This window comes from Agarivorans sp. Toyoura001, assembly GCF_005405585.1.
GTDB lineage: Bacteria > Pseudomonadota > Gammaproteobacteria > Enterobacterales > Celerinatantimonadaceae > Agarivorans.
The window spans coordinates 84684-108859 of sequence record NZ_BJEQ01000013.1 but is presented as its reverse complement, the minus strand read 5'-3'; the positions used below and the strand labels follow the sequence as shown (position 1 = coordinate 108859).

The window sequence follows — 24176 nt, the reverse complement described above, 5'->3', positions numbered from 1 at the left end:
CTATGGACAGCTTTAGTTTTGCATTAAAAAAACTGCTTACGGTACTGGTTATGCCTAGCACCGCCCTATGGCTAATATTATTGTTCGCCTTGGTGCTTTTGCTGCTTGGCCGCAAAATCCTCGCTCGAAGCTTAATGGTTGTGTGTGTATTGCTCACCTTTTGTTTAAGCCTTTATCCGGTAAGCGGTGCACTGTTGTACCACTGGGAAAAGCAATATAACGCCCTGCATGAATTACCGCCTGATACGGAAATGATCGTGGTATTAGGCTGCTTGCATTACCAAGATGAAAACCAACCGCTGTCTAGCCAAGTATTGCCGTGTGGGGCCATTAAGGTGGTTGAAGCAGTGCGTTTATGGCGCCAGCAACCACAGGTGAAAATTTTGCTATCCGGCGGTGATAACGAAGGCAGTGGAGTACAACATGCCGATATGTTGGCCAAGCTTGCGATATCTTTAGGCGTTCCAGACTCAAAACTGGTTCGCAGTTATCAACTTAAAGACACTGCTGAGGAAGCCGCCAATATTGCGCGGCGTTATCCAAATACTAACTTAACGCTTATTACTCAAGCCTCACATATGCCCAGAGCAATGCGCTTGTTTGCGATGCAAGGACTTTATCCAACCGCCGCACCTACCTACTATCAAGTGAAAAACTGGCATGCGGATTTAACTTGGCAAAGCTTTATTCCTCGCCTGAGTCATATCGCTAAGGCCGATACCGCCACATACGAAGCGTTAGCCATGGCTTGGTTATCTATTCGCAGTTAGTGTTAATTAGTCTTTAGTTTGCTGCAGTTGATTCAGCTGTTGTTGAATCTCGTTAAGTTGCTGCTGCAAGACGCGTTGTTCTTTTTGATGCTCTATCAACAGCTGCTCTATGCGCACCTCTTTGTTGGTTTTACCGCGCATTAACAAGGCCGACATTAAGCCCGAAACCGCACCAAAAAAGCCCACGCCAGTTAATATCATCAAACCCGCTATGATTCTGCCAGCGTCAGATACTGGCACAAAATCGCCGTAACCTACGGTAGAAATTGTCACAATGGCCCACCATAGTGCTTCACCAGCACTGCTGATTTGTCCGTTCACTTGGTCTTGTTCGGCCAATAAAATACCAATTGAGCCAAGCAAAACAATCACTAGCAGCGTGAATAAAATGCTGGCTAAGGTAGATTCGATACGTCGGTGTTTTAGGTTTTTGAGTAAATGACGCTGCTCAACAATGCCGCGGATAAGCTTGATGGCGTGGAAGAAGCGTAATAAACGTAAAGCTTCCACCATTGGAATACTCGCCAGCAAATCTATCCAGTGGTGTCTTAGGTAAATCAGTGGCGCTTTACTGCGGATGGCGCTAACTATAAAGTGACTAATAAACACCACGCAGATAAGAGAATCCAAATTGATTAACAGTGCTCGTAGTTGCGTATCAGCGGGATAAAAAAAGATACAGCTAACGATGACTATAGCGATGAGAGATAAGGATAACATCACAAGGTCAAAGGCATTGATGGTGGTTTTCATAAGGCAATCCTGAGGCGATTTGAGCAACAACATCTTCACTATACTGTAGTTTTGATAAGTGAGATTTAGCTTTATTAAAAATCGCCGTTTTTCAATTCACTATCGTGATAAACCGCATATAAAGCAGGGCTTTTTGAACCCGCTTACACTCTATGGTTATGCGCTTGTACTTAGTGATAAATCGTGATGATATTAAGTCAAATTTTGCATTCGGGTTTTCTTCATTATGGCCAATACTCTTCCGTTACCCAGCGAGCTTGCTACCTTAGCCTCTAAATCTTGGGAGCGACTGATTGAGTTTGAACCCAGCTTGCTTGAACAGTTGAGCCAGCAGCAGCAAGCTCAAACACAAGCAGCTTTTGCGCTTAGTGGTTTTATTGCTCGCAGCTGTATTAGCCAGCCCAGTATGCTGTTAGACATTTGGCAGCAGCAATTGCTTGATAGCCCTCAAAATGAACAGCAACTGCGAGAGCAGCTATCAAGTGCGCTTGCTGAGCAAGTTAATGATGATGGCGCTAAAAAAGTGCTTCGCCAGTTCCGCCGTTTACACATGGTGTTAATTGCTTGGCGAGATTTGCTGTTAGCGCAAGCGGTTAGCCATAGCTTTGCACAAGTATCGGCGGTGGCTGATAGCTGCGTAGATTGCGCCAATCAATGGTTGTATCAACGTTGCTGTGCTGAATCGGGAACCCCAACAGACGAGCAGGGGAACGCACAGCCGCTAGTGGTGATTGGTATGGGCAAGTTAGGTGGGCGCGAGCTTAACTTCTCGTCAGACATCGATTTAATCTTCTGTTACCCAGAAAACGGCGAAACTCAAGGTGGGCGTCGTAGTATTGCTAACCAGCAGTTCTTTATTCGCATGGGACAACGCTTAATTCAGCTTATTGATCAACCCACCCTAGATGGCTTTGTATTTCGAGTAGATATGCGTTTACGCCCTTTTGGTGAATCAGGGCCATTAGCGGTGAGTTACGCCGCTTTTGAGGATTATTACCAGCACCATGGTCGCGATTGGGAGCGCTACGCGATGGTTAAAGCGCGAGTGATTAATCAAGACTTGCGTTTCGATCAAGACATTCAAGCCATGCTTAAGCCTTATGTATATCGCCGTTATATCGATTTCAGTGCGATTCAAGCGCTGCGTTCGATGAAAGCGATGATCAATTCAGAAATTCGCCGTAAAGGCTTGCGCGATAATATTAAATTGGGCTCTGGCGGGATCCGCGAAATTGAATTTATTGTACAAACCTTTCAGCTTATTCGTGGTGGCCGTGAGCCAGTATTGCAAACACGCTCTTTGCTCACCGCACTTACTCAACTTAGCGAACACGGTGAACTGACCGAAGCGCAAACTGATATGTTGCGAGAGCATTATTTGTATTTGCGCCAAGTAGAAAACATTCTCCAGCAAATAGACGACCAGCAAACGCAAACTTTGCCCGACAGTGAGTCAGACCAATCGCGAATTGCTTGGGTAATGGGCCATTCAACATGGGAAGCGTTTTATCAGCACCTTCAGCAGCGCTTAGGCGAAGTGAATGCTTGCTTCCAAAGCGCTATTGGTGAAGAGGAACAAGAAGAGCACCAAGCTGGGCAAGAGTATGACGACCTGTGGCATTGCGGTGCTAACCGAGAAGATCTAGCCAGTTTAATGGGCAAACATGTATGTAGCGAAACCGAACAAAAAGCTCGCGTAGAAACCATGTACCACTTTATGCACGCGGTAGAACATAGGCAAATTGGCCAGCGTGGTAGGCAAACACTGGAGCGGATGATGCCTAGCTTGCTGCAGCAGTTGTTTGAACATCCAAAAACCAGCTTAGTATTGCCTCGGGTGATGGTATTGCTAGAGCGGATTTTATCGCGTACCGCTTATTTAGAGCTGCTGGCAGAAAACCCCGCGTCTTTACAGCAGTTGCTACGTTTGTGTGCGGGTAGCGCGATGTTGGCCGAAAAACTAGCGAGCTTCCCCATTCTGTTAGATGAGTTGTTAGACCCCGGTGTACTGTATAACCCCGCAAGTGAAGACAGTTACGGGCAGCAACTGCGTGAGTTTATGTTGCGTATTCCACCAGATGACATGGAGCAGCAAATGGAAGCGCTGCGTCAGTTCAAGCAAATCCAACAATTACGGATTACTGCGGCGGATATCGCCGGAGCGCTCCCCTTAATGAAAGTAAGTGATCACTTAACTGCTGTAGCAGAAGTGATAGTGAATGCGGTGGTAGAGCAGGCTTGGAACCAAATGGTAGAGCGCCATGGCTATCCATCGCAGTTAACCGAACAACAACGCGGTTTTGCGGTAGTTGGCTATGGAAAAATAGGCGGCATTGAAACCGGCTATAGCTCAGACTTAGATTTGGTGTTTTTGCATAACAGCGATAGCAGTACCTATACCAACGGCGCTAAGCAAATCGACAGTAAACAGTTTTATTTGAAGCTCGCTCAGCGAATTATGCATTTATTTAATACCCGCACAGCCTCAGGCGTGTTGTATGAGCTTGATATGCGCTTGCGCCCTTCTGGTGCCTCTGGCTTGTTGGTGTCGGCAGTTGAAGCTTTTGAGCAATATCAACTTACCGAAGCGTGGACATGGGAGCATCAAGCGTTAGTGAGAGCGCGGGTAATTTATGGTGATGGTGAATTGGCCCAGGGCTTTGAGCAAGTACGTCGTAAGATTTTGGCCATCCCTAGAGATGCCAAAGACTTAGCCAAACAAGTTCAAGAAATGCGCAACAAGATGAAGGATCACCTCAGCCGAGAAACCGATGAATTGTTGGACTTGAAGCAATCTGCCGGAGGCATGGTAGATATCGAATTTATCGCTCAGTATTTGGTGTTATTGAATACTGAAAAGCACCCTGAGTTGAGTAAATGGACCGATAACGTACGAATATTTGAAAGCTGCGTCGAGCTTGGTTTATTGGAGCCTAAACAAGCCCAAGGTTTAACGCAGTGTTACCTAGATATTCGCGATGAATGCCACCGTTGCGGCTTACAAGGTGTGCCTCGTTTGGCCAACAAAGCTGAGTTTGAACTTGATTTGAGTATAGTGACTGATACTTGGCGGCAGTTGTTTACTCGCTAGTCGGCTCATTCTTCAAGGGTATTCGAAAAAGGGCTTGCTGATTCAGCAAGCCCTTTTTATTTAGTAAATGCCTGATTCACCTGGTGGGCGAGATTTAAAGCGGCGGTGAATCCACATATATTGCTCAGGTGCGCGCAAAATAGCCTTTTCTACTATTTGGTTAACGGTATGGGCGTCTTGCTCATCGTTGCCACTTGGGTAGTTTTCTACAGCAGGTTCTATCACCAAGGTAAAGCCAGAGCCATCGTTGTTACGTAAGGCATAGGTAGGCAGAATTTGAACATATTTTACTTTGGCTAAAGTGGCTGTACCGGTAATGGTGGCGGCTTTATCTTGAGCAAAAAACGGTACAAATACCGCTGCATGAGTACCGTAATCATGATCTGGTGCGTACCAAACGGCATTGTCGGTTCTTAGTGCTTTAATCATACCGCGCACATCGGTGCGATCCACTAAGTATTTGTTGGATTTAGTGCGGCCGTGATACTGAAAGTACTCATATACGGCATTTTTATTGGGGCGGTAAATACCTACGCCGGGATCCAAAGTACCATAAGCACGGGCGTGGCTTTCTAAGGTCCAAAAGTGGGCACTAATTAACAAAATGCCGCCATCTTTTTCACGCGCCTTGTTTAGGTGTTCAGCACCTTCTACTTTAAAGTGCTTAGCAAACCGCCATTGTGGCCAAAACCACGCATTAGCGGTATCTACAACCGAGTGGCCTAAGTGCTTGAAGCAACCTTCTACTAATTGCTCGCGCTGCTCGGCGCTTTTGTCAGGGAAACAAATTTCTAGATTACGCCGAGTGATATGAACTCGTGATTTGAGTAGCTTTTTAGCTAAGCGGCCAATGCCTAAACCTAAGTAATGCTGAATACGAAAAGGCAGCAGGCTAATACTGAACATAAAGCCTATCAAGATCCAAGCGCCCCAGTTTTTAGGGTGAAAAGATGCTGCGCTGAGTTTAGGTGGAGATATTTTCGCCATATTTAACTTAGTTGTTGTAAGAATGTGTAAAGTCTACTGGATATCAAGAGATTATGCCGCAGACCATTAATTTAACTATGATAAACTGTTAGTAATTAATTATCGATGAGAGTGAACAATGAGAATTACCCTCCCTGAGTTTGCCGAAGCTAAGGTGCTAGTGGTTGGCGACGTAATGTTAGACCGCTACTGGCATGGACCTACCGGACGAATTTCACCTGAAGCACCGGTTCCAGTGGTTAAAGTAGAACAAATTGAAGAGCGCCCTGGCGGGGCGGCGAACGTAGCATTGAATGCCGTGGCCTTAGGCGCTGGCTCAACCTTACTAGGCATGAGCGGAGAAGATGAAGCCGGACTAGCGCTTGAGAACCAGTTGGCAACGGTTGGGGTAGAGTGTCAGTTCACTAAATTTGCGGATTACCCCACCATTACCAAGCTTCGCGTATTAAGTCGCCATCAGCAGCTTATTCGCTTAGATTTTGAAGAAAATTTTCATGAAGTCGACAGTAAAGATTTAACCGCCAGTTTTGCCGAGCAAGTAAAACAGCATCAAGTGGTTATTCTGTCTGACTACAATAAAGGCGCTTTGAATCGTGTCGGCGATTTAATTGCGTTAGCGCGTGAAGCAGGGGTACCAGTATTAGTAGACCCTAAAGGCAGTGCCTTTGATAAATACCGCGGCGCTACTTTGCTTACGCCTAACTACTCTGAATTTGAAGCGGTAGTGGGCCCGTGTAAAGACGACGATGAAATTATTAGTAAAGGCTTAGCACTGATTGAACAGCTTGATTTAGAAGCGCTATTGGTGACACGCAGCGAACACGGTATGACCTTAATTCGTAAAGGTGAAGCGGAGCTGCATTTAGCCGCGCTGGCCCAAGAGGTTTACGATGTTACCGGTGCCGGTGATACTGTTATCTCGACACTTGCTAGCTCTTTAGCAGCTGGCGCTAGCCTTGATGATGCTTGTGCTTTAGCCAATGCCGCGGCTGGGATCGTTGTTGGCAAGCTGGGTACGTCTACAGTATCTACCATTGAGCTGGCAAATGCCGTTTACGGTTCGCAAGAAACTGGCTTTGGTGTATTAAGCGAGCAGCAACTTAAACTTGCTTTAGAAGCCGCTAAACGCCGTGGTGAAACGGTGGTTATGACCAATGGCTGTTTCGACATTTTACATGCTGGTCACGTTTCTTACTTAAACCATGCGCGCACCCTAGGTGACCGTTTAATTGTCGCTGTAAATAACGATGATTCAGTTAAGCGCTTAAAAGGTGAAGGCCGCCCGGTAAATAGTGTCGATCGCCGTATGGCGGTATTAGCGGGTTTAGGGGCGGTAGATTGGGTGGTTGATTTTAGTGAAGATACCCCACAACGCTTAATTGCTAACTTGTTACCAGACTTATTGGTAAAAGGCGGCGATTACAAGCCAGAAGAGATCGCCGGTGGTGAAGAGGTGATTGCCAATGGCGGACAAGTGAAAGTACTTAATTTTGAAGACGGCTGCTCAACCTCAGAAATCATTAAGTCTATTCGCCAAAATCAAATAGATTAACAGTTTGTTTAAATACTAAAAAGGCGCCGATTGGCGCCTTTTTTTACTTTTTGATCATGCTACTCAGTTTATTGAGCAGGCATTAAACCAGAGTTAACCAACACGACGTCTTCTTCGGTTAGCGTACCAGCAGCTTGTTTTAGCGCTAGCATGTTAAGAATGTAGTCGTAACGAGCATTTGATAAATCACTTTTTGCAGAGTAAAGGTTACGTGTAGCGTCTTGTACGTCAACAATAGTACGAGTACCTACTTCGAAACCCGCTTCGGTGGCTTCTAGCGCGCTTTGCGAAGATACCACGGTTTGCTCAAAAGCTTTAACCGAACCAATACTCGCACTTACGTTGTTTACTACCGAGTTCACGGTACTTTGCACGGAACGGTAAGTTTGCTCTAGCGCTTCAGATGACGCAATGTAGCTAAACTGCGCTTGTCTTACTTGTGAATCAATACTGCCACCTAGGTAGATAGGCCAGTTAAACTCAAGGCCAATATTACCTGCATTGTTACTGCCGCCTTGGGTGGCATCGTAAAGGTCGTTACCATATTGATTGTTGTCGTAACCAATACCAGCCGTTAGATCTAGCGTTGGCAAGTGACCGCTTTGTGCGAGTTCAATTTGCTCTTGGGCTATTTCTTTGGAGATACGCTGGGCGTTTAGCTCTAAGTTACGGTCGGTAGCGGTTGCTAACCAAAAATCAGAACCTTGCTCTAACGCATTTGGCTCAAAACGTTGGGTATTTAAAACATTGAGTTCGCGGTGCTCTAAACCAGTTAGCTCACGCAAATCTTCGTAGCTGTTTGACAGGTCGTTACGCGCCTGAATCTCTTGCGCCAAAGTACGGTCATATTCAGCTTGCGCTTCGTGTACGTCGGTGATTGCAGTTAAACCAACATTAAAACGCTGTTTAGTTTGCTCTAACTGACGACCAACCGCGGTTTTGTTAGCTTCAACAAAGCTTACGTTGTCTATGGCGCGCAGTACATTGAAGTAAGCGTTGCTTACACGGATGATGAGGCTTTGTACGTCATTACCGTATACCGCTTCTACTCGCGTCGCATTCTTTTCAGAAATGCTAAGGCTGGTCCAGTTGGTCTTAGAATATAGCGACTGGCTCAAACCTACAGAGGCATTAGTATTGGTAATACTGTCGATACTGTCATTGCTTGTGGTGGTGTACTTAGCACCAGCACCAAAACCAATTTGCGGTAATAATGATGCGCGAGACTCGGTAATTTGCTCAAAGGCGATGTCGCGCTGAGCTTTACTTTGCAAAATTACAGGATCTTTTTCTTGGGCTAGTTGATAAATTTGCAATAAATCATCAGCTTGAGCTTGAAAAGCTAAAGAGCTTACTCCACAAGCTAGTATTAACGATTTGATTTTGAGCTTCATTACGCCTTTCCTTTGGTCGCTAGTATATGTAGCGATGTTGATACGGAGTGAGTTAGTTTGATTTAGGAACAAAAGTCCTTGGTTTAAAACTAACATTTGCTAATTAATGCTAGTCTATACCAGCTTTATTTGTAGAGTAAGACCTAGATATCAAAGAAAAACCACTAATTTAAAGCAATTTGATATTTCAGCAATATATTCTGACGCATTATATACCAATCGTTACAAAAAGGAGACTAAGTTCGTATGCCTAAGCCACACTCTGGTAGTCAGTTTTCTCAAGATGATGTAGAAATCCAATCAGTTGAAGATGTATATCAAGGTTTCTTCAAGTTACAACGCTATACTCTGCGCCACCGTTTATACCAAGGCGGGTGGAGCAATTGGATGACTCGAGAAATGATGGACCGTGGTCATGCTGCGGGCATTTTGTTGTTTGATCCTAATTTGGACCAAGTGGTACTAGTAGAACAGTTTCGTATTGGTGCGGTAGAAACCGGTGCCAGCCCTTGGTTGCTGGAAATTGTCGCTGGCATGTTAGATAGCGGCCAGCCGCCACTAGAAGTAGCCGTTCGCGAAGCCGAAGAAGAAGCCGGACTTAAGGTGGCGCGAGTCATCTCGTGTAATAGCTTTTTGCCTGGAGCGGGTGGTTTGAGCGAACGGATTCACCTCTATATTGGTGAAGTTGATTCTGCCAAAGCTGGTGGCGTACATGGTTTAGATAACGAAAACGAAGACATATTGGTTAAAGTGATCAGTCGTGAACAGGCCTTTGAGTGGGTGCAAACGGGCGTTATTGATAACGCTGCCGCTGTGATTGCTATTCAATGGTTGCAGCTCAATTTGCAGAAAGTGATGCTGCAATGGCAGAATGATGGTGATGGCGACGGTGATGGCCAATAAGGGAAGGCCCTCTAACTATCGGGTTAATCTTGACCAATTAATGCAGCTTTATGCGGCTAATTACACTTTGATGACTCGATTGTTTCCAGCCTCTTTAGAGGTGGGGGAAAGTTTACGTTTGATCCCCAAAGTCGGTGAAGACTACTTATTAGAAAGTAAAGAGTTGACTCGATATACTGCTTTATACGAAATTAGGCAGGCCACTTCCCAAGTGTATAATTATTTGCAACCGCAACTGTTAGTGCGTTTGTACCACGATGCGCGGTTGGCGGAAGTGTGTGCTAGTCAGCAGATTTTTAAGCTAAAACCAAGGTATGATTACCCGAATAAAAAGATGCATCACCAAGATGAAAAGCATCAAACAAATCAGTTTCTTAATGACTGGTTGGTATTTTGTATAAAACAGCGGATTAAAGTTGAGTTTGCATAGTCAAACTACAAGAAAAGATTGTGGCATTTACTAAATTAGATATAAATACAGCAGAAGATGGCAACGTGCGCTTATTGCAAGTTACCGACACCCACTTGTTTGCTGATGACCAAACTGGCTTGCTGGGTGTAAATACTAGCGACAGCTTTAGTGCAGTTTTAGATAATGTAAAAAGTGAACAGATCCCTTTCGATTATATTCTCGCCACTGGCGATCTATCTCAAGATCATACCAAACGTTCATATCAACGCTTTGCTGAAAAAGTCGCAGAGCTAGAGCGCCCAAGTTTTTGGTTACCGGGTAATCACGATTTACAAGCTAACATGCAAACCCTAGCGCAATACGGGGTGTTAACGTCAAAGCAACTGATAAGCGAGCATTGGCAAGTGATTATGCTGGATACCCAAGTTGAGGGTGAACCTCACGGGGTGATGAGCCAGCAGCAGTTAGATGACTTGGCAGAAGCTTTAGCAGAATATCCAGATAAACATGTATTGATAGCAATGCATCACCAAGCCATTCCGGTGGGCAGCAATTGGTTAGATCAGCATAACTTAAAAAACGCGGAACAGTTTTTTGCGGTGATTGCTGATTACCCTAATGTTCGCGGTGTTATTTTTGGCCATGTACATCAAAACTACGAATTTCAGTTTGACGGTGTGGCGTTTATTGCAACCCCTAGCACCTGCATCCAATTTCTACCTTTATCGGCAAACTTTGCATTAGATCATCAACAGCCAGGCTGGCGTTATTTGCAGCTTACGCCTGAAGGGCGGATTGCCACTAGACTGCGCCGTTTACCTGAACGAAGCTTTCTTCCCGACCCAAAGTCCAAAGGTTACTGAGTGGAACTGCCTTCAGTCCTACTTTATCTACACGGCTTTAATAGCTCGCCTAACTCCGCAAAAGCACTCGCCATGGCGAGCTTCTTGGAAGACAATCATTCTAATATTCAGTTTGTGTGCCCGCAGTTGGCTTGTTATCCCATGGAGGCATGGCAACAAATTGAAAGCTTACTTACCCAGTACCAAAACAGGCTCATAGGTGTGGTTGGCAGCTCACTCGGAGGTTTTTTAGCCACTCGAGTCGCCCAATCAACTGGCGTGCCTGCGGTATTGGTTAATCCAGCGGTAAAACCTTATAACTTGCTTAAAGATTTTTTAGGCGAACAAACTAACCCTTATACTCAGCAAACATACTGCTTAGAAGAACAACACATAGAGCAGTTAAAGCAACTGGAAGTCAGCCAACTAAGCTGTCAGCAGCGGCTATGGGTGATGTTACAAACAGCAGATGAAGTTCTGGACTTTAACCTAGCTGTCACTGAGTATAATGGGGCAACTTTCACTATTGAAGAGGGTGGAAACCACAGCTTTCAAGGCTTTGAGCAATATTGTGGTGACATTCTCGACTTTTTGGCACGCAGGTAACGATTTCTATCATGGCTGATCAATATAATTCAGACTCAATTGAGGTATTAAGTGGTTTAGACCCGGTAAAACGCCGCCCTGGCATGTATACCGATACCACTCGCCCCAACCACTTAGCCCAAGAAGTTATAGACAACAGTGTTGATGAAGCACTCGCTGGCCATGCTCGCTCAATTACTGTCACCTTGTTTGAAGACCAATCAATTGAAGTTGTTGATGATGGTCGTGGTATGCCCACCGATGTTCACCCAGAAGAAAAGGTGAGTGGCGTAGAGCTTATTTTCACTCGCTTGCACGCTGGTGGTAAATTTAGCAACGACAACTACCAGTTTTCAGGTGGTTTGCACGGTGTGGGTATTTCGGTGGTAAACGCCTTGTCTTCACGTGTCGAGGTGCAGGTACGCCGTGATAGCCAAGTATTTGAAATGGCGTTTGAAAATGGCGATAAAGTTGAAGAGTTAACAGTAACGGGCACCGTTGGTAAACGAAATACCGGTACTCGAGTACGCTTTTGGCCTACCGCTAGTTATTTCGATAGCCCTAAGTTTTCTGTGTCGCGGTTGCGTCATTTGTTGCGCGCGAAAGCAGTATTGTGCCCTGGCCTTAACATTAAATTTGTCGATAAAGTTAATAAACAAAACGACGAATGGTATTACGAAGATGGCTTAAAAGATTACCTAAGCCAATCCTTTAAAGATTTTATTAGCTTACCTGAAGACCCATTCACTGGCGCTTTTTCTAGTAAAGATGAAGCGGTAGATTGGGCGGTAAGTTGGCTACCCGAAGGTGGCGACAGCATTACCGAAAGTTACGTGAATCTTATCCCCACGGCTCAAGGTGGTACTCACGTAAATGGTTTGCGCCAAGGTTTGTTAGACGCCATGCGGGAGTTCTGTGAATTCCGCAATATTTTACCGCGAGGCCTTAAACTCACGCCCGACGATGTATGGGATCGTTGTTGTTATGTGCTGTCGGTAAAAATGCAAGATCCTCAGTTCGCTGGCCAAACCAAAGAGCGCTTATCGTCACGACAATCCGCTGCCTTTGTATCGGGTATTGTTAAAGATGCCTTTAGCCTGTGGCTAAACACCCATACCGACCAAGCAGAATTGTTGGCCGAAGTATTTATTAGTAATGCTCAGCGCCGAATTCGTTCGACTAAAAAAATTGCCCGTAAAAAGGTGACTTCTGGGCCTGCTTTACCTGGTAAATTAACCGACTGTACTAGCCAAGATCCTTTAAAAGGTGAATTGTTCTTAGTAGAGGGGGATTCTGCTGGTGGCAGTGCCAAGCAAGCGCGCGAGCGAGAAATTCAAGCAGTTATGCCACTGCGCGGAAAAATTCTTAATACTTGGGAAGTTGATGCTAGTGAAGTATTAGCCTCACAAGAAGTACACGATATATCGGTCGCCATTGGCATTGATCCCGACAGTACTGATTTAAGCGGTTTACGCTACGGAAAAATATGCATTCTGGCGGATGCCGACTCCGATGGTTTACACATTGCCACTTTGCTGTGTGCTTTGTTTATGATGCATTTTCGAGCACTAGTTGAGCAAGGGCACATTTATGTAGCGATGCCGCCTTTGTACCGAATTGATGTAGGCAAAGAAGTTTTTTACGCCCTTGATGAAGATGAGAAACAAGGCATTTTGGATAGGATTGAAGCCGAGAAGAAACGCGGTAAAGTTAACGTACAGCGCTTTAAAGGTTTGGGTGAGATGAATCCTTTGCAGTTGCGCGAAACCACCATGGATCCAAATACGCGTCGATTGGTGCAGTTAACCGTTGAAGAAGAGCAACCAACCTTGCAGCTAATGGACATGCTGCTGGCGAAGAAGCGCTCGGGTGACCGTAAACAATGGTTAGAAGAGAAAGGCAATATGGCCTCAGACTTGGTATAGGGAATTATTAAGGCATGCGCGACTTACGTTTAGGGCTAGCAAATAAAGCACTACTACTATTATGTGGTGTGTTGCTGGTGACTTTAGTCGGCTTAATTAGTTTTAATCACGATAATCTTAAGAGTTTTTTCTTGCTAGGAAGAGCGCAGGTTATTGAAAACCAACAATATCAATTACAAAAATACTATGGTGATGTGTTCTCTCGCTTGCAGGGCGTTACCTCTAGCCAAAGTTATCGTTTCGATGACTTTGAAACAGAACAACTCTCTTCTATTTTCGATTCTTTTTGGCAGGATTTACGTGGTAATACCGAACTGCCAGTGCGCAGCTTAAGTGTGGTAGACCCACTAGAGGGCTTGAAATACGAATTTGGTTATATTGCTCATAGTCAAAAAGCCTTGGAATGGATGCTTCAAGACCCGGAGACTGTAGAAGCTAAATGGATTTTAGATTGCCCGCTCAGTTGTAGGATTATTATCGCCACCGATTTAGAGCAATTAGAAGAGCAGGGCAGTTATCGGATTTTTTACAGCATTGACTCGCTGCGCTTACTTGAACTATTCCCTGCTAGCCAAGGCAGCCACCACTTCTTGGTAGAGTTAAACGAAGATTTGTCAGTGAACCTGCTTTATTCTGAATCGGCTTATCGCGATATGGTGCAGGATATTCTGGTAGGGCTGAACGCCAAAGATATTGTTAATGGCGTTGAGCAGTTTGATAGCGAAATGGGGCTGACTGAATTACACGCCTTTAAGGTAAACAACACTAGCCAAACTCGTCCTGTGTATTACGCCATCGTAAATGATATTAATACCCAGCTTAATCAGCTAAAAAGGGCTGACTACAACAATCTGTTATTTGGTATTGCCGCTTTGTTTTTTGCTGGCGCGATTGTGGTATTTGCCCTTAGCCCCTCATTGCGAAGAATGCGCCGCACCATTAACAATTTGCCCTTATTAGCGCGCTCATCACACAACTTGTTTAGGCGTAATTTAGAAACCAACGGCAAACGGTTTCTTCAAGATGAATCTGATGAGCTTAACCACACATTGGTGAGACTTTCTTATCAGTTAGAGGCGCTAGAGCAGCAGCTTAAAAGCCGTGCTGAAGAGCTTGAGTGGGTGGCTAATTACGATAATTTAACCGATTTACCTAACCGCCGTAAATTTGAGCGGGTGATTAACCAAATGGTTGAAAAACAGCGTTATGGCTGCTTACTAATGGTTGATTTGGATAACTTTAAGTATGTAAACGACATTAGTGGCCATGGTGCTGGTGACGAAATGTTGCGCCAAGTGGCCTCGAGTTTAGAGCGTTTATTGCCTAATGAAACCTTGCTAGCGCGAATTAGCGGTGATGAATTTGCGATCTATTTAGAAGATACCAGTTTGGCTTATGCCGAAGTGGTTGCGCAGCGCATTATTAGCATGCTGGCACAAGTGAGTGTGCCTGGGCATAACATTATTCATACTGCTTCCGCTTGTGTGGGCATTGTTGCCTTCCCAGAGCATGGTAGTGGCTTTGAAGACTTAATGGCTAAGGCCGACATTTGTAACAACCAGGCCAAAGAACGTGGTAAAAATTGTGTGGTGAGTTTCCAAGCCGAAAGCAGTGACTCTGAACTTGCTAAAAAACACTACTGGTTAGATTTGGCGCAAAATGCCATTGAGCGAGACCGCTTAGAGCTTTTTTATCAGCCAATCATGAATAACAAACTCAACAAAGTAGAGCACTACGAAGTGCTGCTGCGAGTGCGTGATGATAAAGACCAGTTACATTCGCCTTATCAACTTATTTTAGCGGCTGAGAAAAACGGCCAAATTGACAAAATTGACCTGTGGGTCGTGCAACAAGCCTTGCAGCAGATGGAAACTAATCTGCGTAATGGTTACACCGACAAGCTTGCTATTAACTTATCAGCACGCTCGTTCTGTAGCGAAAAAGTGATTGCTCGTATTTCTCGTGAGTTTGTTAGCCGTAACATTGCCGGTGACATGATCATTTTCGAAATTACCGAAACCGCAGCTCTGCCTAATATGAAGCAAGCAGAAGATCATATTAAGCGTTTAAAAGCGCTAGGCTGTGCGATTGCCTTGGATGACTTTGGTGTCGGGTATTCGTCTTTCCACTCTTTAAAACAACTGCCTTTTGATTTCTTAAAAATCGACGGTTCATTTGTCCGCGAGATCCTTAATCAAAATGAAGATAGGGTACTTATTCAAGCTTTGGTTGGCATTGCTAATGAGCTTGGCCATAAAACAGTGGCGGAGTTTGTCGAATCAGAAGCATTAAATAACGAACTGATTAGCTTGGGAGTTGATTACTCGCAAGGCTATTACATAGGTAAACCAGCTAGCGCACGCTATTTCTGGCAATTAGACAAAGCATCAGCAGTGCTAGCTTTGCAAGGAACATAAAAGGGTTATAAAGCATGAGTGATGCGAATGAACTCAGTTTAGAGGGCGTAGAACGCCTATCGATGAGCAACTTTACTGAGCAGGCGTATTTAAATTATTCCATGTACGTAATCATGGACCGTGCCTTGCCACATATTGGCGATGGTTTAAAACCGGTACAGCGTCGTATTATTTACGCCATGTCTGAGCTGGGCTTATCGGCGAACGCCAAATACAAAAAGTCTGCCCGTACTGTGGGTGACGTATTAGGTAAGTATCACCCTCACGGTGATTCTGCCTGTTATGAAGCAATGGTATTAATGGCGCAGCCGTTTTCTTATCGCCACCCTTTGGTTGATGGACAAGGTAACTGGGGCGCGCCCGATGACCCTAAGTCTTTCGCGGCGATGCGTTATACCGAAGCCAAATTATCGAAGTTCTCAGAGGTTTTACTCAGTGAGTTAGGCCAAGGAACTTGTGATTGGGTGCCAAATTTTGATGGCACCATGAACGAGCCCAAAGTATTGCCGGCACGTTTACCTCACATACTGCTCAATGGTGTAACCGGTATTGCTGTAGGTATGGCGACCGATATACCACCGCATAACGTGAAAGAAGTAGCCAATGCTTGTGTGCATTTGCTGGATAACCCTAAAGCGCAGCTAGGGGATTTACTTGAGCATGTAAAAGCACCTGATTATCCCACCGAAGCCGAAATTATTACGCCATCGAAAGATATTCAAAAAATTTATGAAACTGGCCGTGGTTCAATCAAAATGCGGGCTGTGTTTCATACCGAAGATGGTGAAGTGGTTATTACCGCTCTGCCTCATCAGGTATCTGGTGCCAAAGTACTAGAGCAAGTTGCCGCGCAAATGCAGGCTAAAAAATTGCCGATGGTTGTGGATTTACGTGATGAATCAGATCATGAGAATCCAACTCGAATTGTTGTAGTGCCACGCTCTAACCGCGTGGATGTAGACCAGCTAATGAATCACTTGTTTGCTTCTACCGATCTTGAACGCAACTACCGCGTAAACCTAAATATGTTGGGATTGGATAATCGCCCCCAGGTTAAAGGTTTAGTTCAAATATTAAGTGAGTGGCTACGCTTTCGTCGTGACGTAGTGCGTCGCCGCCTGCAATACCGCTTAGATAAAGTGTTAGCCAGGCTACACATATTAGAAGGCTTGTTAATCGCCTTCTTAAATATTGATGAAGTCATTGAGATTATTCGTACCGAAGATGAACCGAAAGCAGCCCTTATGGAGCGCTTTGGTCTATCCAACAAGCAAGCTGAATCAATTTTAGAAATTAAATTGCGTCAGTTAGCGAAGTTAGAAGAAATCAAAATTCGTGGTGAACAAGCTGAGCTGGCCGAAGAGCGCGATAAGCTTGAAAAGTTGTTAGGTAGCGAGCGCCGCATGAGCACTTTGCTCAAGAAAGAGTTAATTGCCGATGCAGAAACCTACGGTAATGATCGCCGTTCGCCGCTGATGGTACGTGCCGAAGCAAAAGCACTGAGCGAAAAAGAATTGATGCCAAACGAAGCCATCACGGTGGTGTTATCGGATAAAGGCTGGGCACGCGCGGCGAAAGGCCATGAAGTTGATGCCCACGGTTTGAGTTATAAAGCTGGCGACAGCTTTTTAGGCAGCGCCAGTGGCCGCAGTAACCAACAGGCGGTGTTCTTTGATACGGCAGGGCGAAGCTATTCGCTCGATTCGCATACCTTGCCATCTGCGCGAAGCCAAGGTGAGCCATTAACCGGTCGCTTTAATCCCGCACCGGGCGAAATGTTTGGCCATGTGGTGATGGCCGATGATGAGCAGCGCTATTTAATGGCGTCTGACGCCGGTTATGGCTTTATTGGCAAATACGCCGATATGCTGAGCAAAAACAAAAACGGTAAGGCTTATTTAAACTTGCCAGCGGGCAGTAAAGTTATGGCGCCGATTGTGGTGCAAAACTATGATACCGATAGCTGCTTGGCCATTTCTAACGAAGGTAGAATGTTAGTGTTCCCGCTGACTAGCTTGCCAGCATTGGCGAAAGGTAAGGGCAATAAGCTGATTAGTATTCCATCGGCACGGGTTAAAAATCGTGAAGAGTACGTCACTTTACTTAACGTAGTACCTGCAGATGCAGCGGTGACCTTGTTTGCCGGAAAGCGCAAACTTACTTTAAAACCGAGCGACTTAGACCATTACCGTGGAGAACGAGGTCGCAGGGGGAATAAACTGCCGCGTGGTTTGCAACGTGTTGATGCGGTTGAAGTTGAAACCAATGCAAGCATCGCTGATGAGCCATCTGCAGATGACGCTTAAGTTAAGTTTTTCAGCTTACACTTGTTCACCTAAAATGCAGCGCGTATACTGCGGGCTGTTTTAATGGGGGTGCTATGTTAGCCGTAATCCGAATTTTGTTTATTGCTGTGGTAATGCTAACGGCATTTCCGTTTGTTATTTTGTATTGTTTAACACGACCGCGTCATCCAGATTTAGTACATCAAATTGGTGTATTAATCGCTAAGTGTGGCCGTTTTGTGGGCATTAACGTTGAAGTACGTTGGGTTACGCAAGACTTGCCGGATAAAGCGGTGTGGGTTGCTAACCATCAAAATAGCTACGACATGTTCACCCTGCCTTTTGCCTTGCGCAAAGGAGTGGTGTCTATTGGTAAAAAGAGCTTAGCTAAAATTCCATTTTTCGGTCAGATTTACTGGATTACCGGTAATATTCTGATTGATCGAGATCGCCGTAGCAAGGCTGCAGACACCATTAAACAAGCCGCCGAAGCCATTGATAAACGCCATTTATCGGTATGGATGTTCCCAGAAGGAACCCGGAGCTATGGCCGTGGTTTGCAAGCCTTTAAAACCGGTGCTTTTCATTTAGCTATGCAAGCAAAAGTACCCATGTTACCGATTTGCTGTTCTTCTACTCATGGTCAAGTAAAACTAAATCGTTGGAACAACGGTAAAGTGATTGTAGAGGTTGGTCAACCGATTGATGTCAGCGCCTGGAAGAGCAATCTACGCGCCGAAATTGGCCAATTACACGACACCATGGAACAGCGGATTTATGAGCTCACCATGGAAGCGCGTGGTGAAGCTGCAGATTACCAAGACGTCCACAATAAACAGCTAGCAGGCCAAGATGTGTTGGCAGGAGAACAATCATGAGCATGCAACAAGTGGTTGCCGATTGGCAGGAAGAAACAGATTTAATTATTCAAGAGTTGTTGGCCGATGGCAGCGACCCTGACGCTGAGTATACGATTGAACATCACTTAGCCAGTAAAGACTTTAAAGTGCTAGAGAAAGCCGCTGTAGACGTGTTTAAAGCGGGTTTTGAAGTGAGTGACGCTGAAGAAGCTGAGTTAGAAGACGGCACTAAGGTGTGGTGTTTTGATGTAATTGTTGAAGCGCCGCTCGAAGCTGAAGGTATCAAGCAAGATATTGAAACCTTAGCTAAAATAGCTGAAAAGAATAAAGTGATTTACGATGGCTGGGGAACGTACTTTGAGTCTGATGAAGAAGATGACGATTAAGTAGCAAAGGTTTCTAAAAAAAAGCGACGCTAATGCGTCGCTTTTTTTTTACTACACTAATTATACTAAGAGAAACTGTAACGATGGGCTAAAGGAATAGCAGTGATTTTAAGAATCTTGTCGGTATGGTGTTTTGTGTGTTGGTCTGCATCAGCTCAGCAAGCTATCACAACTGCGAACGCCCATTGGCCACCTTGGCGAACCATTGAATCTGATGGCAGTTTAAGTGGAATAGAAATCGACATCTTGAAAGGCTTAAGCGCCCGTTTGGAACTCGACCTAGTAACAAAAGGATGTGGCTGGAAACGTTGCTTGAAACACATGAAGATGGGCGAGAGTGACCTAATGAGCGGTTTATATAAAACTGCTGAGCGCGAGCAATACATGGCCTTTGTAGAGCCTCCCTATCGAAGCCACCAAAATACCTGCTTTTATTTGTTACATGACAGTCAGCTTAAGATTAATAGTTATCAAGACCTGAAAAGTTTGCGTATTGCAGTGCAAAGTAAGGTGGCTTACTTCGAGCGCTTTGATAAAGACGAGCAGCTGTTTAAGCATGAGGTAATAGATGACATAGCAGCATTTCGTTTGCTAAAAGGAGGGCGTGTAGACACGCTTATAATGTCATGTGCTGAAGTGGATTATTTCATAAAGGAACAAAGTATTAGTGCATGGTTTAAACACGCTAACTATGTGGAGCAGGAGCACCGGCCTGTATATCTTGCTATTTCTAAACACTCTCCATTAGTACAGAGAAAACAAGAACTATCTAAAGCTTTACAAGACATGCTAGATAGTGGAGAAGTACAAAGTTTGCTGGAACAGAACAAGTTGTTAAAGCGCGACTAGCGCGCTTTTTAAACTATACCAAGCCGTGAATTAAGCCAAAGAACCCGCCAAATACACCGCCCCATACCACTAACCATCCAAGGTGTTTGCGGATCATTTCTTGAATAATTTGCTTAACCAGTTGTGGGGTGAGCTCAGCCAAACGTTGCTCAATAATCACCGTGATTTTTTGCTGCACGTCGCCTAAATGTTCAGGTTGCTCAAGCTCTTCGCGCAATGCTTCACTAAATTGCTCATCTTCGCTAATTTCAATCACTGCATTTTTAAGTTTATCGATGAATGGTTGCTCTAGCGGAGTAAGTGCTTCTTTACCGCCCACCATGGCTAACATGCCACCAAACGACGAGCTCTCAATAGTTTCAACTAAGGCGTGGTAGGCTGGGCTGAAGTCTGTTTTGTCTATAACTGGGCGTAGGTTAAGCTGCACCGCTTTGCCGCTGGCATCAGACAAAAATCGGTCGATGTTTTCGGGAGTGAAAAATTGATTAAGCATTAGCTGTTTAATGCCCGCTTTAAAATCATCAAAACGTGCCGGAATAATTCCAGAGCCATACAAGCCCGGCACTTTTTCAAACAACATATGAATGGCAATCCAATTAGTCGCCGCGCCCGATAGCGCAAACAACCCGATAGAGAACACCAAGCTATGATTAGCAAAGTAGCCAAACGCTACCAACGCTAACGTGATTAAGTTGGTGATTAAGCTTTTATTCATTTTTTGTCCTTTCACAAACAAAAAAGTCCTCCCGCAGGAGGACTTTTAAATCATAGAATACTAAAGCGCTGCAATAGTCTCTTGCTGAGCCACTAGCTTAGCTTTGGCATTTTCCATCTCTTCTAGCTTGCCGCGTTCTTTTGCAATAACTTGCTCTGGCGCATTCGCTACAAATTTTTGGTTAGACAGTTTGCCTGATACTTTAGACAGCTCTTTATCTAGCTTTTCAAGTTGCTTGCCGATACGCGCTAGCTCTGCATCTTTATCGATAAGACCAGCCATAGGAATCAAGATTTCCATGTCACCAAGAATCGCGGTGGCAGAGGCTGGAGCAGTTTCACCTTCGGCTAATGCTGTAGTGCTTTCTAACTTAGCCAAAGAGGCTAAGAATGGGGCGTTATCGTTTAAGCGGCGTAAATCTTCGCTTGAAGCATTTTTCAGCAATACATTTAGTGGTTTATTAGGGCTAATGTCCATTTCACCACGAATGTTGCGAATTGCTAGAATGAACTGCTTAAGCCACTCTAAATCTGCCACTGCTGCTTCGTCGATGCGTGAAGCATCAAACTCAGGAATGCTTTGCAGCATAATGCTATCTGTTGCTTCAGCTTTACCGGCTAGTGGGGCGACTTGGCGCCAAATAGTTTCGGTAATGTAGGGTGTGATTGGGTGCATTAAACGCAATAAACTCTCTAGAACGTTAAGCAGAGTATTACGTGTACCACGTTGCTGGGCTTCAGTGCCTTTAAACAATACTGGTTTAGTAAGCTCTAAATACCAACCACAGAATTGGTTCCAGGTGAACTCATAAATAAGCTGAGCGGCAATGTCGAAGCGGTAAGTATCCAGTGCTTCGCGGTAAGCTTTAACGGTTTGCTGGTATTGGCCTTCAATCCAACGATCAGCCAGCGAAAACTCCATTTCGCCGCCCTGCTCTTGTGAAGAGAGGCCGCAATCTTGCTCTTCGGTATTCATTAGTACATAGCGGCTAGCATTCCATAACTTGTTACAGAAGTTACGGTAACCCTCTAGGCGGTTCATGTCCCAGTTAATGTCACGACCAGTGGTGGCCATGGCAGCAAGGGTGAAACGCAGGGCATCAGTACCGTGGGCTTCAATGCCGTCTTCAAAGGTTTTACGGGTATCTTTTTCAATTTTCTTGGCTAGCTGCGGTTGCATCATGTTGCCACAACGCTTGGTCACTAAGCTTTCTAAATCGATACCGTCAATCATGTCTAATGGGTCAAGCACGTTGCCCTTAGACTTAGACATCTTGTCGCCATTTTCATCACGAATAAGCCCCGTTACATACACGGTTTTAAACGGTACTTGTGGCTTATTGTTTTCGTCTTTCATGAAATACATGGTCATCATGATCATTCTGGCTACCCAGAAGAAAATAATGTCAAAACCGGTAACCAGCACATCGCTTGGATGGAAGGTGGCTAGGTTCGGCGTTTTTTCAGGCCAGCCTTGCGTGGCGAATGTCCATAAGCCTGAAGAGAACCAGGTATCTAATACATCGTCGTCTTGGCGAAGCACAATATCGTCAGCCAAGCTGTGTTTGCTGCGTACTTCTGCTTCGTTACGGCCTACGTACACTTTGCCTGATTCGTCGTACCAAGCAGGGATACGATGTCCCCACCACAGCTGGCGAGAGATACACCAATCTTGAATGTCACGCATCCAAGAGAAGTACATGTTTTCGTATTGCTGAGGGACAAATTTAATATCACCGTTTTCAACGGCTTCTGTCGCAGTTTTAGCTAGTGGTGCTGCGCGTACATACCATTGGTCGGTAAGCATTGGCTCAATTACTACGCCACCACGGTCACCGTAAGGCACGGTGTTGTTGTGGTCGGCAACTTCTTCAAGTAAACCTAATTCATCAAACTTGGCAACAATCGCTTTGCGTGCTGCAAAGCGCTCTAGGCCTTGAAACTCTGCTGGAATATCTGTTGGATAAGCGTTTGAGGGTTCACCGTTAGTATTAAATACTTCTGCTTCATCGCGAATATCAGCATTCAAGGTAAGAATGTTGATCATTGGCAATTGATGGCGTTTACCTACTTCGCAGTCATTGAAATCGTGAGCAGGGGTGATTTTTACACAGCCCGTGCCTTTTTCCATATCGGCGTGTTCGTCGCCAACAATTGGAATGCGACGGCCAACTAAAGGTAGTTCAATAAACTTACCAATTAGCGCTTGGTAGCGCGGGTCTTCAGGGTTAACCGCAACACCAGTATCACCCAGCATGGTTTCTGGACGGGTGGTAGCAACCACTAAGTAGTTCTTACCTTCACTGGTGGTTTCACCATCTGCCAGCGGGTAACGCAAATGCCACATGTGGCCTTTTTGCTCTTTGTTTTCTACTTCTAAGTCTGAAATAGCGGTATGAAGCTTTGGATCCCAGTTTACTAGGCGCTTTCCACGGTAAATTAAATCGTCTTCGTATAAACGTACAAAGGCTTCTTCAACAGCTTTAGACATGCCGTCATCCATAGTGAAGCGCTCACGCTCCCAATCTACCGATGCACCCAAACGGCGAAGCTGCTTAGTAATGGTACCGCCAGACTCGGCTTTCCAGTCCCAAATTTTGTCGATAAAGGCTTCACGGCCGTAATCGTGCTTAGTTTTGTCTTCTTCTGCTGCGATCTTACGCTCTACGACCATTTGCGTAGCGATACCGGCGTGGTCGGTACCAACTTGCCATAAGGTGTTTTTACCTTGCATGCGTTGGTAGCGGATCAGCGTATCCATAATGGTGTCTTGAAACGCATGTCCCATATGCAAGCTGCCAGTTACGTTAGGCGGTGGGATCATGATGCTGTAGGCTTCTTTAGACGTATCGCCATGCGGCTTAAAGTGGCCTTGTTGTTCCCATTCTTGATATAGCGCTTGTTCAATTGCGCTTGGGTTGTAGGTCTTTTCCATTGGATTTACTGACTCTATGTAATGTCTGGGTTTGTGTACGTCACGGTGTCTAATTGTAGACCCTGTTGGCGATACACTCGATAACGTTCTCTAGCCGCAGCCTTACCGGTTTCATCTGCTGGCACAAAATCGATAATATGCTGAAAATTTCGAGCAAAATCTGGCGCGGTGTTGGTGAGGTTCACTAAACACTGGCGACGTTGCCTTGGTGCCTGCCAAGATATCTCGACGGGCGCCCCACCTTGAGGGCCTTCACCACTGAGATTGTGCGGTACAAATTGTTCTGGCTCAAATTGCCATAACACTTCGTCTAACCGCTCTGCGTGCTGCTTTGATGAGGTATACACTTGTATTCGCTCACCATTTCGATAGTACTGTGCGAGTATCTCACACACTATTTTATCGAGTGCTTCGCTGTCAGTGATGACAGAATCGGGCATGATATAAAATTTCGCTTTCATACGCTAGAGACTACTTGTTTGAAATATACTCGGCAATCTTTAGTTAGTGGCGTAG

19 protein-coding genes are annotated in these 24176 nt (G+C 45.1%); 13 read left to right on the top strand and 6 right to left on the bottom strand.

Going from position 1 to position 24176, the window contains the following annotated elements; genetic code table 11:
• Positions 1 to 2: 2 nt before the first annotated feature.
• A complete protein-coding gene (locus FFR00_RS15250) occupies positions 3 to 770 on the top strand; it encodes a YdcF family protein (RefSeq protein WP_137674278.1) in 768 nt (255 codons plus the stop codon).
• A gap of 6 nt (positions 771 to 776) precedes the next feature.
• Here the strand turns inward: FFR00_RS15250 and FFR00_RS15245 are convergent, their stop codons facing one another.
• Positions 777 to 1523, bottom strand: a complete 747-nt coding sequence (locus FFR00_RS15245) for a potassium channel family protein (protein ID WP_161985185.1) — start codon at positions 1521 to 1523, stop codon at positions 777 to 779.
• 226 nt (positions 1524 to 1749) lie between these two features.
• Between FFR00_RS15245 and glnE the strand changes: the two genes are divergently transcribed.
• Complete coding sequence (gene glnE, locus FFR00_RS15240; protein ID WP_137674276.1) at positions 1750 to 4614, top strand: bifunctional [glutamate--ammonia ligase]-adenylyl-L-tyrosine phosphorylase/[glutamate--ammonia-ligase] adenylyltransferase; 2865 nt, start codon at positions 1750 to 1752, stop codon at positions 4612 to 4614.
• 60 nt (positions 4615 to 4674) lie between these two features.
• On the opposite strand, the gene lpxL is transcribed toward glnE, so the two are convergent.
• Complete coding sequence (gene lpxL / locus FFR00_RS15235) at positions 4675 to 5601, bottom strand: LpxL/LpxP family Kdo(2)-lipid IV(A) lauroyl/palmitoleoyl acyltransferase (RefSeq protein ID WP_137674275.1); 927 nt, start codon at positions 5599 to 5601, stop codon at positions 4675 to 4677.
• Between the two features lie 118 nt (positions 5602 to 5719).
• Here lpxL and hldE point away from each other — a divergent pair, with 118 nt between their 5' ends.
• Positions 5720 to 7153, top strand: a complete 1434-nt coding sequence (gene hldE, locus FFR00_RS15230) for a bifunctional D-glycero-beta-D-manno-heptose-7-phosphate kinase/D-glycero-beta-D-manno-heptose 1-phosphate adenylyltransferase HldE (protein ID WP_137674274.1) — start codon at positions 5720 to 5722, stop codon at positions 7151 to 7153.
• Between the two features lie 68 nt (positions 7154 to 7221).
• On the opposite strand, the gene tolC is transcribed toward hldE, so the two are convergent.
• Positions 7222 to 8547, bottom strand: coding sequence for an outer membrane channel protein TolC (tolC, locus tag FFR00_RS15225; RefSeq protein WP_137674273.1), 1326 nt, complete (start codon positions 8545 to 8547; stop codon positions 7222 to 7224).
• Positions 8548 to 8793: 246 nt separating this feature from the next.
• On the opposite strand from tolC, the gene nudF reads away from it, so the two are divergent.
• From nudF to FFR00_RS15175, 10 genes are all read left to right on the top strand, one after another.
• The gene (gene nudF, locus FFR00_RS15220; protein ID WP_137674272.1) at positions 8794 to 9450 is read left to right on the top strand and encodes an ADP-ribose diphosphatase; all 657 of its coding nucleotides are present in this window, start codon (positions 8794 to 8796) and stop codon (positions 9448 to 9450) included.
• Positions 9440 to 9880, top strand: coding sequence for a DUF1249 domain-containing protein (locus tag FFR00_RS15215; protein WP_137674271.1), 441 nt, complete (start codon positions 9440 to 9442; stop codon positions 9878 to 9880). Before nudF ends, FFR00_RS15215 begins: the two co-directional genes overlap by 11 nt.
• A gap of 20 nt (positions 9881 to 9900) precedes the next feature.
• Positions 9901 to 10725, top strand: coding sequence for a 3',5'-cyclic-AMP phosphodiesterase (cpdA, locus tag FFR00_RS15210; RefSeq protein ID WP_235836243.1), 825 nt, complete (start codon positions 9901 to 9903; stop codon positions 10723 to 10725).
• Positions 10726 to 11310, top strand: coding sequence for a YqiA/YcfP family alpha/beta fold hydrolase (locus FFR00_RS15205; RefSeq protein WP_174235964.1), 585 nt, complete (start codon positions 10726 to 10728; stop codon positions 11308 to 11310).
• A gap of 11 nt (positions 11311 to 11321) precedes the next feature.
• On the top strand, positions 11322 to 13214 hold the full coding sequence (gene parE, locus FFR00_RS15200; protein ID WP_137674270.1) for a DNA topoisomerase IV subunit B: 1893 nt from the start codon (positions 11322 to 11324) through the stop codon (positions 13212 to 13214).
• 14 nt (positions 13215 to 13228) lie between these two features.
• Positions 13229 to 15631 (top strand): bifunctional diguanylate cyclase/phosphodiesterase, encoded by a 2403-nt coding sequence (locus FFR00_RS15195; protein ID WP_137674269.1) that lies wholly within the window; start codon positions 13229 to 13231, stop codon positions 15629 to 15631.
• Between the two features lie 14 nt (positions 15632 to 15645).
• The gene (parC, locus tag FFR00_RS15190) at positions 15646 to 17937 is read left to right on the top strand and encodes a DNA topoisomerase IV subunit A (RefSeq protein WP_137674268.1); all 2292 of its coding nucleotides are present in this window, start codon (positions 15646 to 15648) and stop codon (positions 17935 to 17937) included.
• A 74-nt stretch (positions 17938 to 18011) separates the two neighbouring features.
• Entirely contained in the window at positions 18012 to 18794 is a 783-nt protein-coding gene (locus FFR00_RS15185) for a 1-acylglycerol-3-phosphate O-acyltransferase (RefSeq protein ID WP_137674267.1), read from the top strand.
• Positions 18791 to 19162 (top strand): ribonuclease E inhibitor RraB, encoded by a 372-nt coding sequence (gene rraB / locus FFR00_RS15180; RefSeq protein ID WP_137674266.1) that lies wholly within the window; start codon positions 18791 to 18793, stop codon positions 19160 to 19162. The genes FFR00_RS15185 and rraB overlap by 4 nt, the downstream gene beginning before the upstream one ends.
• 102 nt (positions 19163 to 19264) lie before the next feature.
• The gene (locus FFR00_RS15175) at positions 19265 to 20011 is read left to right on the top strand and encodes an ABC transporter substrate-binding protein (protein WP_161985184.1); all 747 of its coding nucleotides are present in this window, start codon (positions 19265 to 19267) and stop codon (positions 20009 to 20011) included.
• 13 nt (positions 20012 to 20024) lie between these two features.
• Here the strand turns inward: FFR00_RS15175 and FFR00_RS15170 are convergent, their stop codons facing one another.
• Genes FFR00_RS15170 through FFR00_RS15160 form a run of 3 tightly spaced genes read right to left on the bottom strand, consistent with a single transcriptional unit; the run spans position 20025 to position 24121 of the window.
• Positions 20025 to 20726, bottom strand: a complete 702-nt coding sequence (locus FFR00_RS15170; RefSeq protein WP_137674264.1) for a DUF445 domain-containing protein — start codon at positions 20724 to 20726, stop codon at positions 20025 to 20027.
• Positions 20727 to 20786: 60 nt separating this feature from the next.
• Positions 20787 to 23660, bottom strand: coding sequence for a valine--tRNA ligase (locus tag FFR00_RS15165; protein WP_137674263.1), 2874 nt, complete (start codon positions 23658 to 23660; stop codon positions 20787 to 20789).
• Between the two features lie 14 nt (positions 23661 to 23674).
• The gene (locus FFR00_RS15160; protein ID WP_137674262.1) at positions 23675 to 24121 is read right to left on the bottom strand and encodes a DNA polymerase III subunit chi; all 447 of its coding nucleotides are present in this window, start codon (positions 24119 to 24121) and stop codon (positions 23675 to 23677) included.
• Between the last annotated feature and the right edge of the window lie 55 nt (positions 24122 to 24176).